The following is a 17173-nucleotide window of genomic DNA, read 5'->3' on the forward strand; positions in this document are numbered from 1 at the left end:
GGCCGAAATACCCATAGGCCGTGCCGCCCGGCGCCCGCTCAGGGGCGGATCTCGACCTCGGTGCCGATCTTCGTGTGGGCGAAGATCTCGGCGACCTCGGGGTTGGTCACGGCGATGCAACCCGCCGTCCAGTCGCCCTTGACGCGATAGCCCTCGGGGACCTGGTTCGGCTGACCGTGGATCATGATGTCGCCGCCGGGGTTCACGCCCGCCGCCCGCGCCCGCGCCCGGTCGGCGGGGCGGGGATAGTCGAGGCCGAGCGACAGGTGGAACTGGCTCTTGGGGTTCAGCCGGTCGATGCGGAACACCCCCTCGGGGGTCTTGCCGTCGCCCTGCCGGGCCTTGTCGCCCTCGGGCGCGAAGCCCAGCGCGATGCGCATCACCCGCGGGTTGCCGTCCGCCTGGAAGATCGTCATCCGGCGGGCGGATTTCTCGATCAGGATGCGCTCGACGGGGCTGGTGATGTGCGGCGCGGGTTGGGGCAATTCGATCCGCGGCGGCTTCGGCAGCGGCGGCACCGGGACCGTGGGCGGCGGCACCGGCACCGGCAGCGTCGGGGGCAGCGGCAGCGGCAGGCGCCACCCCGGACCCCACGCGCCCCAGGCCACCAACCCGGCGGCGAGGAACAGCAGCAGCGCGAGCAGCCTCATTGCAGGTCGGCGAAGGCCTGCTGCAGCCGCGCCACCGCCTCGGCCACCCGCGCCCGGGGCGTGGCGATGTTGAACCGCAGGTGCTGCGCGCCCCCGGTCCCGAAGCTCTCGCCGTGGTTGGCGGCGATCCGCGCCCCGCCCTCGACCCGGGCGCGCAGCCCCTCGGCGTCGATCCCGGTGCCCGAGAAATCCACCCACGACAGATACGTCGCCTGCAGCTTCATCGACCGCGCGCCGGGAATCGCGGCGATGCCCGCGTCGAACACCCGCGCGTTCTCGGCCAGATAGGCCACCAGCGCGTCGATCCACGCCGCCCCCTCGGGCGAATAGGCCGCCGCCACCATCGGCGGCCCGAACAGCCCCGGCGAGATCCCCAGCGCCCCCATCCGCGCCGCATAGCGCGCCCTGAGCCCCGCATCGGGGATGATCGCATTGCCCAGATGCGCGCCGGCGAGGTTGAAGCCCTTGGTCGCGGCGGTCAGCGTCACCAGCCGGTCGGCGATCTCGGGCGCGGCCAGCGCCGTCACCGTGTGGCGCGGGCTGCCCGGCAGCACGAGGTCATGGTGGATCTCGTCCGAGACGAGGATCAGGTCACGCGCGCGGCAGAAGGCGGCGATCTCGCGCAGCTCGTCCGCCGACCAGACCCGCCCGCCGGGGTTGTGCGGCGAGCACAGGATCAGCATCCGCTCGGCCCCGGTGAGCCGCCCCTCCCACCCGGCCCAGTCGAGCGCGTACTGCCCGTCCACCTGCGCCAGCGGCAGCTCGGTCACGCGGCGCCCGGCGGCTTTCACCACCCGCGCGAAGGCGTGATAGACCGGCGTCATCAGCACCACCGCATCCCCCGGCGCGGTATAAGCATCGACCGCGAGCGCCGTGCCGTTGACCAGCCCGTGCACCGACAGGATCGCCTCGGGCGCGACCGCCCAGCCGTGCCGCGTCTCCATCCACCAGCGGATCGCGTCGAGATAGGCGCGGTTCTCGCCCGGGTAGCCATAGACGCCCGACGCCACGATCTGCTCGAGCGCGGCGCGCACCGGGGCGGGGGCGCGGAAATCCATGTCCGCCACCCACATCGCCAGCGCGTCGGGCGCGGTCAGCCCGAACACCTTGCCCATGTCGTCCCACTTGTTGCAGACCGTGCCGCGCCGCTCGATCAGCTCGTCGAAATCCGGTTGGGTGGGGGCGGGGGACATGGCGGCTCCTTATCGGTCCTGCGCGCGGGCTGGCGTGGCGCCGGGCCGACAATAGCGAGTTGTTGCGCGGCGAAAACCCTTGTAATGCGCGGGCATGACCCGCCCGATCCTGCTGTTCCCGGACTCCCGGCTCAAGAAGCCCTGCGCCCCCATCGGCCGCATCACGCCCGAGATCGAGGCGCTGGCGGACGAGATGCTGGCGACCATGTACGGCGCCCCCGGCGTCGGTCTTGCCGCCCCGCAGGTCGGCGTGCTGAGCCGGCTGTTCGTCATGGACTGCACCAAGGACCCCGACGCGCCCCGCGCGCCGGTGGTGATGGTGGACCCCGAGATCGTCTCGACCTCCGAGGCGCTCAACGTCTACGAGGAAGGCTGCCTCTCCTTCCCCGACCAGTATGCCGAGGTCACCCGCCCGGCCGAGGTGCGGATGCGCTGGACCGGGCTCGACGGCAAGCGGGTCGAACGTGACTTCGACGGGCTGTGGGCGACCTGCGCGCAGCACGAGCTGGACCACCTCGACGGCCGGCTGTTCATCGACCACATCGGCCCGATGAAGCGCCAGCTCATCACCCGCCGCATGGCCAAGATGAAGCGCGAGTTGGCGCGTGCCTAGCGCGGCGGCCCTGCCCGACCCCGCGGCCCTCGCCAAGGCCAGCGCGGGCGCCCCGGTCCGCCCGGTCATCCCGGGCCCCGCGGCGTTGCCCTGCCCCCCGGGGCGGGTGCGGCCCGTGGTGCTCTACCCCGACCCGGTGCTGCGGACCCGCTGCCGCCCGGCGGGCGAGCTGAAGTTCCCCGAGCTCGAGGCGCTGGTCGCCGACCTCTTCGCCACGCTCTACGCCGCCGGCGGCCGCGGCCTCGCCGCGCCGCAGATCGGCGTCGCCCGGCGGGTGTTCGTCATGGACCCCGGCTGGAAGGACGGCACGCCCGCGCCGCTCGCGGTGATCGAACCGGCGCTGACCCCCGCGGGCCGCCGCACCGCCGAGGCCGAGGAGCTGTGCCTGTCGATCCCCGGCCGCCCGGTGCGGGTGCGCCGGCCGGCGCGGGTGCAGCTCGATTTCTTCGACCTCGCGGGCGTGGCGCAGTCGCTGCCGCTCGACGGGATGGCGGCGCGGATCGCCCAGCACGAGGCCGACCATCTGGACGGCGTGCTGATCCTCGACCCCCACCCGGACGCGGCGCCTGCCGCGCCAACCGCCGCCCCGGCCCGCCGCCGCCGCGCGCCTGCCGGCGCATCGACGGGCGCCTGAGGTGCCGGCGCGCCCGTTCCTGCCTTACACCGACCCGCGCCTGCACCGCCCGGCCGCGCCGGTCGAGGCGGTGACCGAGTCGGTGCGGATGATCTGGGACGACATGATCGACACGATGGAGGCGATGCCGGGCGTCGGCCTCGCCGCGCCGCAGATCGGGATCATGCTGCGCCTCGCGGTGGTGGACGCCTCGTCCCGGCGGGGCGAGGCGGTGCGGATGGCCAACCCCGAGGTGCTGCACGAATCCGTGCAGCTGCGGGCGCACGAGGAAGCCTCGCCCAACCTGCCCGGCGTCTCGGCGCGGATCGAGCGGCCGCGGGCGGTGACGGTGCGGTTCCTCAACGATCAGGGCGAGGTCGAGGACCGCGATTTCGTCGGCCTGTGGGCCACCAGCGTGCAGCACCAGATCGACCACCTGAACGGCAGGCTCTACGTCGATCACCTGTCGCCGCTGCGCCGCAAGATGCTGGTGGCGCGCTCGGCCAAGTTGCGGCGCGGCTGATGGCCTATGTCCCGCGCGCCGCATCCCCCCTGCCGCTGTGGGAGAGCGGCGGCGTCCACCTCAAGCCCACGCTGCTGCGCGCCGCGGGGCGGGGGATGCCGACCCCGACCCGGGTCGGGCAGGCGCAGGCCACCGCGGCGCGGGCGCTGGCCGACGAGGGGGTGGCGGCCGGCAGCCTCGGGTTTGCGATCCTGCATCTCGGGGCGGATGCCGACTGGCTGCTGGTCGACTGGTGGGTGAACGGCGACGCGCTGGCGCAGCGGCTCTTTGCCGGCCCCGTGGCGGGCGGCCCGTTCCTGCCGGTCGCTCCGCGGCCGCTGGTCGCCTGCGTGTGGGAGCTGGCGGTGATCGCGCATGAGCGCGCGGCGTGGATCGCGGCGATGATGGACGACGAGGCGGGCGGCGGCGAAGCGAGTGGGCGGGGGGCGGCGGCCTATCTGGCCGACCGCCTGCCCGAGGGGATGTGCTGAGCGCGTCCCGCGCCGGCGCCTGCAGCGGGCGCCGTGCGGGCGGATGCGCCGGATTTGGGGATTTGGGCCAGAAAGAGGGGCTGCGATGCGGGTGATCTTCATGGGCACGCCGGGCTTCTCGGTCCCGGCGCTTGCGGCGGTGGCGGCGCGGCACGAGGTCGTGTGCGTCTATACCCAGCCGCCGCGCGCCGCCGGGCGCGGGCAGAAGCCGCGCCCCTCGCCCGTGCAGGCGGCGGCCGAGGCGCTGGGCCTGCCGGTCCGCACGCCGGCGCGGCTCAAGGCGCCCGAGGATCAGGCGGATTTCGCCGCGCTCGGGGCCGACGTGGCGGTGGTGGTGGCCTACGGGCTGATCCTGCCGCAGCCGGTGCTGGACGCGCCGCGGCTCGGGTGCCTCAACATCCACGCCTCGATCCTGCCGCGCTGGCGCGGCGCGGCCCCGATCCACCGGGCGGTGATGGCCGGGGACGCCGAGACGGGCGTCGCGATCATGCAGATGGAGGCCGGGCTCGACACCGGCCCGGTGCTGGCCGAGGCGCGCACGCCTATCGCCCCCGAGGATACCACCGGCGACCTGCACGACCGGCTGGCCGGGATGGGCGCGGCGCTGATCGCCGAGGTGCTGGACCGCCTGCCGCTCGACGCCGTGCCGCAGCCCGATGAGGGCGTGACCTACGCCGCCAAGATCGACAAGGCCGAGGCGCGGATCGACTGGACCCGCCCGGCGGCCGAGGTGGACCAGCTGATCCGCGGCCTCTCGCCCTTCCCCGGCGCCTGGTGCGAGGTGGCGGGCGAGCGGGTGAAGCTGCTCCGCGCCCGCGTGGTGGCGGGGGAAGGGGCGCCGGGCGCGGTGCTCGGCCCCCTCGTGGTCGCCTGCGGTGCGGGCGCGGTCGAGGTGCTCGAGCTGCAACGTCAGGGCAAGCGCCCCCTGCCCACCGCCGAGGCGCTGCGCGGGATGCCGCTGCCCGACCGGCTGGGGTGAGGGGACGCGCCGGGCGCTGGCCGCGACCTGCCGCCCGCTCTGCCGGTCGTGGCGGCGCCTACTCTCCGAACAGCCGGTTCGGCGCGCGCATCGGCAGGCCGTTGGCGGCGAAGAACCGGGCAAAATTGGCGTGATACTCGGCGAAGCGGCGGCGGGTCTGGTCGAAGTCCGCGTCCTTGATCAGCTCGGCGATCCGCTCGAAGCTGATCGGCCCGACGTCCTCAAGGCTCACGCTCGGGATGCCCATGATCTCGGCCAGTTCGGCGGTGCGCGGGTCGTGGTTCAACAGGATCCCGCGCCGCCCCGACAGGATCGTGGCGATGATGCCGTGGACGCGCGTCCCGACCACGTATTCCTTGCGCTGCAGATAGCTGCGCCAGTCCCTGGTGTGGAAGAACACATGGCCATGCTCGACCAGGTATTTGCGGATCGCCGCGATGTCGGGCTCGCCGTAGCTGGCCGACAGCGTGGCGTTGGCCTTGGCGCCCAGATCGTCGTCGCGCGGCTCGCCGAGGATGAAATACATGTCCGCCAGCTCGGACTGCATGACGATATCGCTGCCCGACTGATAGGCCGTGCGGTAGATCTCGTCCTGCACGGGCGAGGTCCGATGCAGCAGGTGCCGGGTTCCCATCAGCACGGTGTTCTCCGGCGTCGGCTCGGGCGTGAACACGTGCGAGGTGAACTTGCCGTCCGACAACAGCAGCGACGGACAGCCCGTGGCCATGACGTTCGCGTAACCCCAGCCCCGCAGAAGCTCGGCGGTGCGGTGGCCGCGCGTCGAGATCGCCCCCGAGGTCTCGGCCGCGAGGTCCAGCAGCGCGCGCGTCCCGTCCTTCAGGTCGGACAGCTCGAGGCTCGGCTGCTGCAGCCCGATGCCGACCAGCACGACCGGTTTGCCGTGCGACCTCAGCCGCTGGGCGATGCCGCCGAAATCGCTGTGCGGGTTGATCCAGTTCGCGGCGGCAACGACCACGACGTCGGCCGCCTCGATCTCGCGCACGCCGTAGTGATAGGAGGCACGCTGGCTGTTGCCCACGACCTGGAACAGCGCCTCGCCGAAGAGCAGGTTGCCGGTGTTCTGCCCGAACCGGTCAAGGCGGGTGTCGAGCGGCATCCCGTCGCGCGGCGCGTCCTGATTGATCCCCAGAACCAGCGGCTTTTCGTATGTGTTCAAGTCATTCCCTTTCGATGACGCAGCGCGGCCCCGCGGGGCTGTGCTGCGTCGCGCGTGTTCAATGGTCGGCCCCGGGGGGCCGGGCCGACGGGGGCCGGTGATCCTGGGCCGGCGGGGCCAGCGGGGCCGGCAGGCCCGCGGCCTGGCGATAGACCGCATCGTATTTCCCGGCCATCAGCCGGGGATCGAAGCGCCGGGCGGCCAGCGGCACCCGGTCGCGCAGCGCCGACACCTCGGCCGGGTCGGTCGCAAGCCGGGCGATGATGCGCGCCAGCGCCTCGGTGTCGATGCTCCAGTCCTCGTTCAGGTCGAAGAGGACGCCCGCCGGCCCCTCCTCGGTCGCCAGCATCGAGGCGATCTCGCCCACGTTGCTGGCCAGGACGGGCGTGCCGGCGATCAGGCTTTCGATGACGACCAGCGGGAAGCTTTCGCCCTTGAAGCGCGACGGCAGCACGCCGAGGTCGGCGGCGGCGAAATAGTCCTGGGTGTTGGGCCGGAACCCCTCGAGGTGGATGAACCCGGGCACGCCCGCGGCCTCGGCCGCCGCCTTGCCCTCGCCGGCGCCGACGAGGATCAGGTGGATGTCACGGCCCGAGATCTCGCGCGCCCGGATGGTGCTCTCGATGGCCTCGGCCCATCCCTTCTCGGGCAGCGCGCGGGACACGACGACCATCACGAACGCATCCGCGGCGATCCCCAGCGCGGCGCGATCGACCGGGGCGGACAGGTTCGGGCTCACGGCATTGTCGATGCGGTGGAACATCCCCTCGGGCAGCGCGCCGTCGCGCTGCATCGGGACAAGGTTCTTGTCGGCGATATAGACCATCGCCGCGGTCCGCCGCATCAGCCGCGGCAGCAGGACGCCGAGCTGGTCGTCCGGCATCGTCTCGTAGAAGCCGTGCAGCGTGATGACCGTGCTCGCCCCCTCGCCCTCGGGCATCAGGTCCAGCACCGTGTTGTCGGCCCAGCCGTGGTGGGTGTGGATCACGTCGATGTCGAAATCCGCGGCGATCCGGCGCAGGTCCGGCAGGTTGCTGACCACGGGGATGTCGTTCGCCAGACGCGCCCTGACCCCCTCGACCCGCTCTTCCTGCGCGCAGTCGAGGAACGTCACCTGATAGCCCACGGATTTCATCTCGTTGGCCAGCTGGATCGGGAACGCCTCGCCCCCGCCCGAGCAGAACGCGTAGCTGACCATGAGCAGGTTGGGCGCCCGCACCGGCGCCGCATTGATCCGCCCGAGGTCGAAGCAGGCCGCGAACGCCGCGTCGCTATAGTCGCCGCGCGTCAGCTTCCAGTGATGGCGCAGGTTGGCGTCCATCCGAAGCAGGTTGTCGGCCGGCACGCTGTAGTGCCGCCGGGCGCATTTCGCGACCTCTTCGTGCTCGCGGTAGAACTGGTCGGCCTTGTGCGAGGTGACCGAGGTGTTCTTGTCGTGGATGCGGTAATAGTTCTGCGCGTCCGGCGAATAGGCCATCAGCCCGCCGCGGATGGCGTTGAGGTAGAACATCCAGTCGCCGCAGGTGCGCATGGTGCGCCACGCGTCGATCTCGAGCACGTCCATCCGGTCGAACCGGCGGAACATCGCCGAGCTGACGTTCGGCACGATGTTGACCATCGAGAACACGTCCCGGACGATGTTCGGGGCCGTCTCGACCCACGGCCGGCCCCAGCGTTCGGGGCCGTGATCGTTGAGGTATTCCTCCATCGACCAGATCTGTTTCTCGCCCGCGGCGTCCATGAAGATCGTGCGGGCATAGGCGAGCTGGATCGCCTCGTTCCGGAAGAACGGCACCAAGGTCTCGAGGAAATTCGGGCTGGCCCAGTCGTCGCTTTCGGCGATCCAGACGAGATCGCCCCGCGCCTCGGCCAGACCGCGCTCCCACTGGCGGAACACCCCGCCCGAGTTCGTCTCGTTGAAGACGGTGCGCGCCTTGTCGGGGTGGCGGGCGGCGAAGTCGGTCAGGATCGCGCGGCTCTCGTCGGTCGAGCAGTCGTCGAGCAGCAGCACCTCGAAGTGTCATAGGTCTGGGCGAAGATGCTCTCGAGCCGCTGGGCGAGATAGGGCGCGTGGTTGTAGTTCGGCACGATGACCGTGACGAGCGGCCGATAGGGGGCCTGATCCGCCGGCCGCTGATAGACCGAGGCCGGGTCGCCCGTCGACGGGGCAGGCGGGGCCGGGACCGTCGCCTGACCCAGCACCCGCATGTTGGCACGGGTCATCAACGGCTGAAGACCGCGGCGCAGCAGCTCGGCCGTTTTGGGGTGGGACCGCTTGAGCCGCTGATGGACGACCTGGCTGGTCCGGTTCAGCCCGCGCAACCCGGTCCTCGGCAGTTGGGTGGTCGAGCGCAGCATCGTGCCGGCGGCCCGCAGCGGCGCAGTGATCCGCCAGGTATGCGACGCCTGCATCGCGTTGCTGAGCGTGCCGAGATAGGACGCGATCTCGTTCGCCTCGGCCAGCTGCCGCCCCAGGGCATCGCGCTCATCCCGCGCGCCGCGCAGGTCCTGCAGAAGCGCCGCGCGCGCGTCGTCCTGCCGGGCCAGTTCGGCGCGGCTGTCGGCCAGCTCGGCGGACAGATCGTCGATCTGGCGACCGAGGGCATCGCGCTCATCCTGCGCGCTGCGCAGCTCCTGACCCAGCGCCTTCCGCTCGTCGCGCAGTTCGGCGAGCTGATGGTCGAGGGACCGGATCCCCTCGCCGATCTGGCGAATTGCGGTCGCCTGTTCGTCGCGCAGCCGCGCGATCTCGCGCTCGCGGTCGGCGACGGCGGCGTCGAGTGCGGTCACCCGGTCCCGCAGCGCCTCGACCTGCTGGCCAGACACCTTCGCCAGCTCGTCGCGCTCTCGGGCAAAGGCGTCCCGCGCGGCGATGGCAACGTCCAGCGCGTGCCGGTCCCGCAGCGCCGCCGCCCGCTCGGTCCGGCGGCGGTCCGAGAGGCGGCCATAGGCGCGGCTGACGACGCCGCGCGTCTGGTCGTCGTCCGCGATGTCGTCCAGTGCCGCACGGATGGGCGCCAGCGTCGCGGCCGGGACGACCTGCCCCGAGAGCGCGGCGAGCCTGGCCTCGGCCGCGATCAGCCCGGGCAGGAGCTCGTCGATGTCGGCCACCTCGCGCGCGTCCGGGTGACTGCGCCACAGCGCCTTGCTGACGAACCCGGCCACGAAGTCTTCGATGGCGGCGTCGTCCGGCACCACGCCGAGAAACGCGGCGATCCGGCCCATCAGCTCGGCCGGCCGGTCGAGGAAATCGCGGTAGGCGACCACCAGCACGTCGCGCGGCCCGCAGTCGCGGAGCGCCTGCCGCATATGGCTGGACCACAGCAGCGCACCCTCGATGAGGTCACGGCCGAAGTCGTAGAAGTCGCCGTTCCGGGCAGCGCGCGTGCGCTGCGAGATCGCGGCCTCGACCGGATCGCGGGTCACGATGATGCAGCGGACCGCGGCGTCCTCATAGCCCGCCGCGGCCAGCACCGGAAACCAGAACGGCAGCAGGCGGCACATCCGCGGGTCCTTGACCGCCGCGAGCGGCGCGGGCCGGAACTGTCCCGTCACGATCCGCGCCGCCGCGTCGGAGAGCTGCGCTTCGGTGTCGGCCGGGATGCGGATCAGGTCGCCGCTGTCGAAGGTGACGTCGTCCCAGGCGCTGCCCGCCGCGCGCAGCAGATCGTCGTCCAGCGCGACCACCTCGGGGTGCTCGAAGAAGCCCCGGGCGTTCTCCTCGCTCGCCTCGTGCGTCGAGAGCGCCAGGTCGGCGCCCACCGCCCGGAGGGCCGCCGCGATCAGCGAGGTTCCCGACCGGTGCGGGCCGAGGCAGAGTGCAATGCGACGATCCGCGGGGTTCGGCGAACTGGTCGTGACGGACGCTTTCGACATTGAACCTGAAACCATGGTCTTTTCCGACGCAGGATGTAGTCGAGATGCAAGGGCGACGCCACCCGGTAGGGGCGCCCCCGGATCGGGCCCGGACGTCACCCCTGCTGCGGGATCGAGCCGCCGGCGGCCCCGACCCGCACCTCGCCTGTGGCCCCCCCGGCGTCAGCACGCCGTTCGCATGAACCGTGCATGAACGCTGCATGAACATCACACGAACGGTGCAGGCCCCTGCGCCGGCCGCTTCCCGCCGCGGCGGAATCCCGCTACGCCCGCAGGCATGAGCCTGCGCCCCCATCTCGCCGCGACCTTCTGGCTGGGCCTGCCCCTGGTCGGCGCGCACGTCGCGCGCAACCTCCTGGGCGTGATCGACACCGTGATGGTCGGCCGCTACGGGGTCGAGCCGCTGGCGGCGCTGGTGCTGGCCACCTCGGGGTTCTTCATCCTGCTGATGCTGGGCTCGGGCTACGCCATCGGCGTTTTGGGCGTCATCGCCACCGCGCGGGCGCAGGGCGACGAGGTGCAGGTGCGCCGCGCCACTCGCATGGCGCTCTGGCTCTCGGCCGCCCACGCCGCCCTCGTCGCTCCTCTGCTGATCTGGTCGGGGCCGATCCTCGTGGCGCTCGGGCAAGAGCCGCAGATCGCCGCGCTGGCGCAGGACTGGACCCGGGTCATGGCCTGGGCGATGCCGGCCACGCTGGGGGGCATGGCGCTCAACAGCTTCCTTGCCGCGCTGGGGCGGGCCAACATGGTGCTGTGGGTCACGCTGGCCGGGCTGCCGGTCAACGCCGGGTTGAACTGGGTGCTGATCTTCGGCCACCTCGGCGCGCCCGAACTCGGCGTCACCGGCGCCGCGCTGGCAAGCCTCGCCGTCACCTGGCTGCAACTCGCCGCGCTGGCGTGGCTGTCGGCGCGGCTGCCCGAGGCGCGGCTGTTCCACCTGTTCCAGCGGTTCTGGCGGCCCGACCCGGCGGCGGCGCGGGCGCTGTTCGGGCTCGGCCTGCCGATCGGGCTGACGCTGGTGGCGGAGACCGGGATGTTCACCGGCACCAACGTCATGATGGGCTGGTTCGGGGCCGCGCCGCTGGCCGCGCACGGGATCGCGCTGCAGATCGCCTCGCTGACCTTCATGGTCCATCTCGGCATCTCGAACGCGGCCACGATCCGGGTCGGGACGGCGCATGGCGCGGCCGACCCCGCCGGGCTGCGGCTCGCCGCGCTCGCCGCCATCGCCATGTCGGCGGGGTTCGCGCTGATCCCGATGCTGGCGTTCCTCACCATCCCGCGGACGCTGACCGAGTTCTACCTCAACCCCGCCGACCCGCAGGCCCCGGCCATCGTGGCGCTGGCGGCGGGGCTGATGGTCTATGCTGGGCTCTTCCAGCTCGTCGACGCGATGCAGGCCATCGCGCTGGGCCTGCTGCGCGGGGTGCACGATACGCGCGTGCCGATGTGGCTGGCCGTGGTCAGCTACTGGCTGATCGGCCTGCCGTCCGGCTGGGCGCTGGCGTTCCCGCTGGGCTTCGGCCCGGCGGGGCTGTGGATGGGGCTGCTGATCGGCCTGACCTGCGCCGCCGGGCTGCTGATGGCGCGGTTCTGGCGCCGCTCGTGGGCGGCGCTGCCCGCCTGACCGGCGCCTCGGGTCTGGCCGCGCGCGCGCCCGGGCGCTAGGCTGGCGCCATCCGCCACACCCCGAGGTCCCCATGCGCCCCGTCTTCGTCCAGTTCCGCTGCGCCCCCGGCAAGACCTACGAGGTCGCCGACGCCATCTACGACCGCGAGGTGGTGAGCGAGCTTTACTCGACCTCGGGCGACTACGACCTGATCGCCAAGATCTACATCCCCGAAGAGGAGGACGTGGGCCGCTTCCTCGCCGAGCGGCTCTTCGACATCGAGGGGATCAACCGCACCCTCACGACGATGACCTTCAAGGCCTATTGAGCAGCGGGCGCGGGGACCGGCCCCGCGCCACGCCAGGGATCAGGCCAGATCGCCCTCGATCAGATAGTCGGGCAGGTTCTGGAAGCTGACCGGCCGCAGGAAGCGGCGGATCGACAGCGTGCCGACCGAGGTCGCGCCGAAGTTGGTCGAGGCCGGGTAGGGCCCGCCGTGGACCATCGCATCGGCGACCTCGACCCCGGTGGGGAAGCCGTTGGCGAGCACCCGCCCGGCCTTTTGCGCGAGGATCGGCAGCAGCCGGCGGGCAAGCTCGGCGTCGCCCGCGTCGGTGTGCAGCGTCGCGGTGAGCTGGCCCTCGAAGCCGCGCGCCAGCCGCTCCATCTCGTCGGCGGACTTGACCCGGATCACGAGGCCGAGCGGCCCGAACACCTCTTCCCCAAGCTGGTGCTCGGACAGGAAGGCGTCGGTCGTGGTCTCGTAGAGGTTGGGCGAGGCGTTGCGCGCCGCGCTCTCGGTGGTCAGCACCGGCTGCACGGCGTTCGAGCGGTTCATCCGGTCGGCGCCCTCGCGGTAGGCGGTGGCGATGCCGTCGGTCAGCATGGTCTGCGGGCCGACCTTCTCGAGCGCCGCCTTGGCCGCGGCAACCAGCCGGTCGGCATCGGGGCCGTCGGTCACCACGGCGATGCCGGGGTTGGTGCAGAACTGGCCTGCGCCCATCGTCAGCGACCCGGCCCAGCCGGTGCCGATCTCGTCCGCGCGGGCGGCAGCGGCGGCGGGCAGGACGAACATCGGGTTCACCGACCCCAGCTCGCCGAAGAACGGGATCGGCTCGGGCCGCGCGGCGCAGAGGTCGAAGAGCGCCCGGCCGCCGGCGAGACTGCCGGTGAAGCCCACCGCCTTGATCCGCGGATCGGTCACCAGCGCCTCGCCCACCTTGCGGTCGCCGCCCTGGATCAGGGCAAAGACGCCCTTGGGCATCCCGGTCGACTCGATGGCCGCCTTGACCGCCTCGGCGATGATCTCACCCGTGCCGGGGTGGGCCGAGTGGCCCTTGACCACCACCGGGCAACCGGCGGCAAGGGCCGCCGCGGTGTCGCCGCCCGCGGTCGAGAAGGCGAGCGGGAAGTTCGAGGCGCCGAACACCGCGACCGGGCCCACGGGGATCTGCATCATCCGCAGCTCGGGGCGCGGGGCGGGCTGGCGGTCAGGCAGCGCCTTGTCGGTGCGACGGTCGAGGTAGTCGCCCTTGCGGATATGCTCGGCGAACAGCCGAAGCTGCCCGGTGGTCCGCCCGCGCTCGCCGTTCAGGCGCGCCTCGGGCAGGCCGGATTCCTGGGTGCCGATCTCGGTGACGGCGTCGGCGCGGGCCTCGATCTCGTCGGCGATCGCCTCGAGGAAGGCCGCGCGCGCCTCGCGCGAGGTGGCGGCATAGGCGTCGAAGGCGGCGGCGGCGGCCTCGCAGGCGCGGGCGACCAGCTCAGGGCTGCCCACGGCATAGTCGTGCGCCGGCCCGTGCGCGGGGGACGAGGCGAACGTCGTCTCGCCCGCGACCCATTCGCCGCCGATCAGGTGCTTGCCGTGGGGGGTGAACTGGGCCATCGCGTCGTCTCCTCACAAAACCGATTTTCGGACCAACGCTCGGTCTGGACTGTCGACGCCTTGTCCGCAAGAGGGGTTTCGCCCCCGCGCGTGCCGCGCTCTCCCAGGGTATTTGCGCCAGAAAGCAGCCTTGGGGCGCGCCAGACCCGCCTCGGGCTGGACCTAAATATCCCCGCCGGAGGCTCCCGCGGCAGAGCCGGGCGCACCGGTTGGGCCGTCAGCCCGAGGGGGCGACCAGATGCAGCGCGGCCCGCGCCGCCTGCCCGCCCGCGTCGATCACCGACAGCGTGCCCCAGCCGGGCGCCGCGGGCAGCACAGCCTCGGGCGCGGTCAGCCCCACGGCGAGGGGGCGGCCGTCCATCAGCACGCTGTAGGGCCCGGTCCCGCCCCGGATCCTGAGCGCGAGGCGGCCGCCCGCAAGTTCCACCTCGGCACCGTCGGGCGGGAACAGGATCGCCAGCGCCTCGGCCGCCGGCGCCACCGGGTCGGCCGGGCGCGGGGTGCCGCGCGGCTGGAACCGGCGCAGCGCCGGGGGCAGGGCGGCGTTCGGCCCCGGCAGCGCGCCGGGCGGGGGCGGCGGCAGCGGCACGGCACGGTCGGCCAGCGCGTCGAACATCTCGAAGAGCAACGGCGCCGCCACATCGCCGCCGAAGGCGCCGGGCACGGGCGTGCCGTCCGGGCGGCCGATCCAGACGCCGGCCACGAACCGCCCGTCCCAGCCGAGCGCGAGCGCGTCGCGGTGGCCGTAGCTGGTCCCCGTCTTCCACGCCACGCGGCCGGCGGCGCGCCCGCCCGGCGGGCTGTGACGGGCCAGGATCTCGCCCGTCTGCCAGGCTGCGACCGGCCCCACCACCGGGGCCATGACCCGCGGCGCCTCGGGGCGGACGTGCAGCGCCACCCCGCGCCCGCCGCGCGCCAGCCCCGCGTAGGCCTGCACCAGCCCCTCGAGCGAGACGCCCCCGCCGCCCAGCACGATGGCGAGCCCCGGCGCCCCTTGGGTCGTCACCGGCGCGCCGGCCCGGCGCAGCGCCGCGGCGATGCGCGCCGGCCCCAGCGCCTCGGCCACCCGCACGACGGGGATGTTGAGCGACTCGGCCAGCGCCTGCCGGATCGTCACCGTGCCGCGGAAGCGGCGGTCGAAGTTCTCGGGCTGCCAGCGCCCGAAGCTCGCCGGGCGGTCCTCGATCAGCGTCTCGGGGTGGATCAGCCCATCGTCGAAACCCAGCGCATAGACCAGCGGCTTCAGCGTCGAGCCGGGCGAGCGCAGCGCTTGCGTCATGTCGATGAAACCGCCCGCCCGCGGGTCGGTGAACTGCGCCGCGCCCACATGGGCGAGGATCTCGCCCGTCCCGTGGTCGGCGAGGATCAGCGCCGCCGAGACCTGCGCGGGCTGACCCGCGACCGCCCGCGCGGCCAGCCGCTCGGCCTGCCGTTGCAGGCCCGCGTCCAGCGTCGTCTCGATCCGCACCGCGCCGGGGTTGGCGCGCCGCAGCCGGTCGGCGAGCAGCGGCGCCAGCGCCGGAAAGGCGCGGCGGCGGTCGGGCAGCGGCGTGGCGCGGGCGGTGGCGGCGGCCTCGGCCGTCAGCAGCCCCAGCGCCTCGGCCCGCGCCAGCACCCGGTCGCGGGCGATGCGGGCGGCCTCGCGCCGCGCGGGCAGGTCGGGGCGCCGCGCCTCGGGCGCCTGCGGCAGCGCCACCAGCAGCGCCGATTCGGCGGGCGTCAGGCGGCGCGGCTCCTTGCCGAACCACATCAGGCTCGCTGCCCGCACCCCTTCGGTGTTGCCGCCATAGGGCGCAAGCCGCAGGTAGAGGTCGAGCACGCGCGCCTTCCCCAGCCGCCGCTCCAGCGCCAGCGCCACCCGCGCCTGCCGCAGCTTGGCGCGCCAGTCGCCGGGGGGCGAGCGTTCGAGCAGCCGCGCGGTCTGCATCGACAGCGTCGAGGCGCCCGAAACGATCCGCCCATGCGTCAGCGCCTGCCACCCGGCGCGCGCCACCGCCCGCGCATCCACCCCGTCGTGGTCGGCAAAGCGCCGATCCTCCCACGCGATCAGCAGCCTGAGGAAGCCGGGGTCCACCCCCTCGGCGGGCGGGGCGAGGCGCCAGAGGCCGCTCTCAACCGGGAACGCGCGCAGCAGGCTGCCGTCGCGGGCCACCACCTCGGTGCCGGTGGCGACCACCAGCGGCGGCAGCACGGTGGCGTCGATCCAGGCCGAGAACGCCGCCCGTCCCCGGTCGGCGGCCCCGGCCATCACCCCCAGCGCCACCGCCGCCGCGATCAGGCGGCGGCCGGCCCGGCGCGGATCAGCGCGTGATGGTCGTCGTGCCACTGTCGGTCCAGGCCCTCCGCTCGGCGCGGTACATGTCCTCGACGCTCGCCGCCGGGTGATGGAACCGGCCCGGCGTCACCGCCCGCAGCCGATAGGCGAGGCGGATCGGGTCCGACCCGCTCGCGTTCACGGCCGCGGCGAAGCGGTCCTGCCGGAACTCGGTCATGTCGGCCGTGCCGGTCTCGCCCAGCCAGGCGAGGTCGCCGGTCTCGCCGCTGGTGAGCAGGTTCGGGTTGTCGATCTCGAACCCCGCCGGCAGCGGATCGGCGATCAGCAACCGCCCGTCGGCGGGGCCGAGCGGCAGCACCTCGAGCACCGCGACGAGCCGCGTCCCGAGCGCCACCTGCGCCGGGTCCACGGGCAGGCCGGCCTCGGTGAAGTAGTGCCGGGCGATCTTGAAGGCGGTGCCGCCGGCCTTGGGCGGATCGACCGGCACGGCGGTCGCGCCGATCACCACCCGGACCGGCGCGGCGCCGCCGTTCGCCAGCGCCACCGGCGGCAGCGCGGCGGCGTCGCCCAGATCGACCACCGGCGCCGAGAGCGCCGCCCCCGAGAGCGTCAGCCCGCCGCCCGCGTCCCCGCCCGCGCTCAGCGCCTGCGCGGCAAGGACGAGCCAGCCCGCCTCTTGCGTCGAGAGCGCGGCCTTGTCGGCCCCCTCGGCGATCCCGGCCGACAGCGCCGCGCGGTCCACCGCCTGCGACCCTGCCTCGGCGGCGAGCGCCAGCACGCCCGCGCGGTCGCGCAGGAGTGTGCCGTAGTCGGCGCGGAACAGCGCCTCGGGCTCGCGCCCGGCGTCGGCCAGCGCCTGCGCCTGCCGGAACATCCGGTCGGCGCGCGGCTGGTCGCCCACCGCCGCCAGCGCCGCGCCCATCTGGGCCGCGGCCAGCGGCGTGGCGAAGCCCTCGCCCCCGGTGTCGGCGTAATAGCGCAGGTCGCTGACCACCGCCTGCCCCTCGCGCGCCAGCACATAGGCCGCATAGGCGGTCGCCGCGTTCTCGTCGGGATCGGCGTTCTGCGGGTCGGCGGCGGCGTTGAGGCCGTTCTGCAAGGCCCGCAGCGCCGCCTTGAACGACGCCTCGGGCACCGCGTGGCCCGCCGCCCGCGCCCGGCCGAGGAAGTCGGTGACATAGGCCGTGAGCCAGCGGTCGCCCCCTTCCGCGCGCCAGAGGCCGAAGTCGCCCTCGGCCGTCTGCCGGGTCAGCACCTGCGCGATGGCGTCATCGACCGCCTTCGGCTCGACCGACGGCGGGCGTGGCACG

The 17173-nt window shown here is 73.5% G+C and carries 15 protein-coding genes; 7 read left to right on the forward strand and 8 right to left on the reverse strand.

The annotated features are described in order from the left end of the window. Positions 1-38 precede the first annotated feature (38 nt). Both HGN31_RS08315 and HGN31_RS08320 read right to left on the reverse strand, forming a co-directional pair. Positions 39-650, reverse strand: a complete 612-nt coding sequence (locus HGN31_RS08315) for a L,D-transpeptidase family protein (RefSeq protein ID WP_168782910.1) — start codon at positions 648-650, stop codon at positions 39-41. Beyond that, positions 647-1843, reverse strand: coding sequence for a MalY/PatB family protein (locus tag HGN31_RS08320; RefSeq protein WP_168782911.1), 1197 nt, complete (start codon positions 1841-1843; stop codon positions 647-649). The genes HGN31_RS08315 and HGN31_RS08320 overlap by 4 nt, the downstream gene beginning before the upstream one ends. 94 nt (positions 1844-1937) lie before the next feature. Here HGN31_RS08320 and def (HGN31_RS08325) point away from each other — a divergent pair, with 94 nt between their 5' ends. From def (HGN31_RS08325) to fmt, 5 genes are all read left to right on the forward strand, one after another. Further along, a complete protein-coding gene (def, locus tag HGN31_RS08325; protein ID WP_168782912.1) occupies positions 1938-2456 on the forward strand; it encodes a peptide deformylase in 519 nt (172 codons plus the stop codon). Then, positions 2449-3090, forward strand: coding sequence for a peptide deformylase (locus HGN31_RS08330; RefSeq protein ID WP_244960936.1), 642 nt, complete (start codon positions 2449-2451; stop codon positions 3088-3090). Before def (HGN31_RS08325) ends, HGN31_RS08330 begins: the two co-directional genes overlap by 8 nt. Position 3091: 1 nt before the next feature. Further along, entirely contained in the window at positions 3092-3592 is a 501-nt protein-coding gene (gene def / locus HGN31_RS08335; RefSeq protein ID WP_036702845.1) for a peptide deformylase, read from the forward strand. Next, positions 3592-4062 carry a hypothetical protein gene (locus HGN31_RS08340; RefSeq protein ID WP_168782913.1) on the forward strand — a complete coding sequence of 157 codons (471 nt, stop codon included), beginning with the start codon at positions 3592-3594 and terminating at the stop codon, positions 4060-4062. Before def (HGN31_RS08335) ends, HGN31_RS08340 begins: the two co-directional genes overlap by 1 nt. 85 nt (positions 4063-4147) lie before the next feature. Then, complete coding sequence (gene fmt / locus HGN31_RS08345) at positions 4148-5041, forward strand: methionyl-tRNA formyltransferase (protein ID WP_168782914.1); 894 nt, start codon at positions 4148-4150, stop codon at positions 5039-5041. A gap of 58 nt (positions 5042-5099) precedes the next feature. On the opposite strand, the gene HGN31_RS08350 is transcribed toward fmt, so the two are convergent. From HGN31_RS08350 to HGN31_RS08360, 3 genes are read right to left on the reverse strand one after another with little or no spacing between them, the layout of a single operon-like run. Beyond that, entirely contained in the window at positions 5100-6218 is a 1119-nt protein-coding gene (locus HGN31_RS08350) for a polysaccharide pyruvyl transferase family protein (protein ID WP_168782915.1), read from the reverse strand. Positions 6219-6276: 58 nt separating this feature from the next. After that, complete coding sequence (locus HGN31_RS08355; RefSeq protein WP_168782916.1) at positions 6277-8229, reverse strand: glycosyltransferase; 1953 nt, start codon at positions 8227-8229, stop codon at positions 6277-6279. Then, positions 8181-9980: a sulfotransferase gene (locus HGN31_RS08360; RefSeq protein WP_244960937.1), complete on the reverse strand. Its 1800-nt coding sequence runs from the start codon at positions 9978-9980 to the stop codon at positions 8181-8183. Before HGN31_RS08360 ends, HGN31_RS08355 begins: the two co-directional genes overlap by 49 nt. A gap of 391 nt (positions 9981-10371) precedes the next feature. Between HGN31_RS08360 and HGN31_RS08365 the strand changes: the two genes are divergently transcribed. After that, positions 10372-11721 (forward strand): MATE family efflux transporter, encoded by a 1350-nt coding sequence (locus tag HGN31_RS08365; protein WP_168782918.1) that lies wholly within the window; start codon positions 10372-10374, stop codon positions 11719-11721. A 73-nt stretch (positions 11722-11794) separates the two neighbouring features. Then, positions 11795-12031 (forward strand): Lrp/AsnC family transcriptional regulator, encoded by a 237-nt coding sequence (locus HGN31_RS08370; protein ID WP_036704934.1) that lies wholly within the window; start codon positions 11795-11797, stop codon positions 12029-12031. A 39-nt stretch (positions 12032-12070) separates the two neighbouring features. Here the strand turns inward: HGN31_RS08370 and HGN31_RS08375 are convergent, their stop codons facing one another. The 3 genes from HGN31_RS08375 to HGN31_RS16490 all read right to left on the reverse strand — a co-directional run bounded on the left by HGN31_RS08375 (position 12071) and on the right by HGN31_RS16490 (position 17172). Then, the gene (locus tag HGN31_RS08375) at positions 12071-13588 is read right to left on the reverse strand and encodes an aldehyde dehydrogenase (NADP(+)) (protein WP_036704932.1); all 1518 of its coding nucleotides are present in this window, start codon (positions 13586-13588) and stop codon (positions 12071-12073) included. A gap of 217 nt (positions 13589-13805) precedes the next feature. Further along, on the reverse strand, positions 13806-15836 hold the full coding sequence (gene pbpC, locus HGN31_RS08380; protein WP_168783870.1) for a penicillin-binding protein 1C: 2031 nt from the start codon (positions 15834-15836) through the stop codon (positions 13806-13808). A gap of 52 nt (positions 15837-15888) precedes the next feature. Then, positions 15889-17172 carry an alpha-2-macroglobulin family protein gene (locus HGN31_RS16490; RefSeq protein ID WP_244960939.1) on the reverse strand — a complete coding sequence of 428 codons (1284 nt, stop codon included), beginning with the start codon at positions 17170-17172 and terminating at the stop codon, positions 15889-15891. Between the last annotated feature and the right edge of the window lies 1 nt (position 17173).

The organism is Paracoccus sanguinis, assembly GCF_012689545.1.
In the GTDB taxonomy this organism is placed as follows: Bacteria; Pseudomonadota; Alphaproteobacteria; order Rhodobacterales; family Rhodobacteraceae; genus Paracoccus; species Paracoccus panacisoli.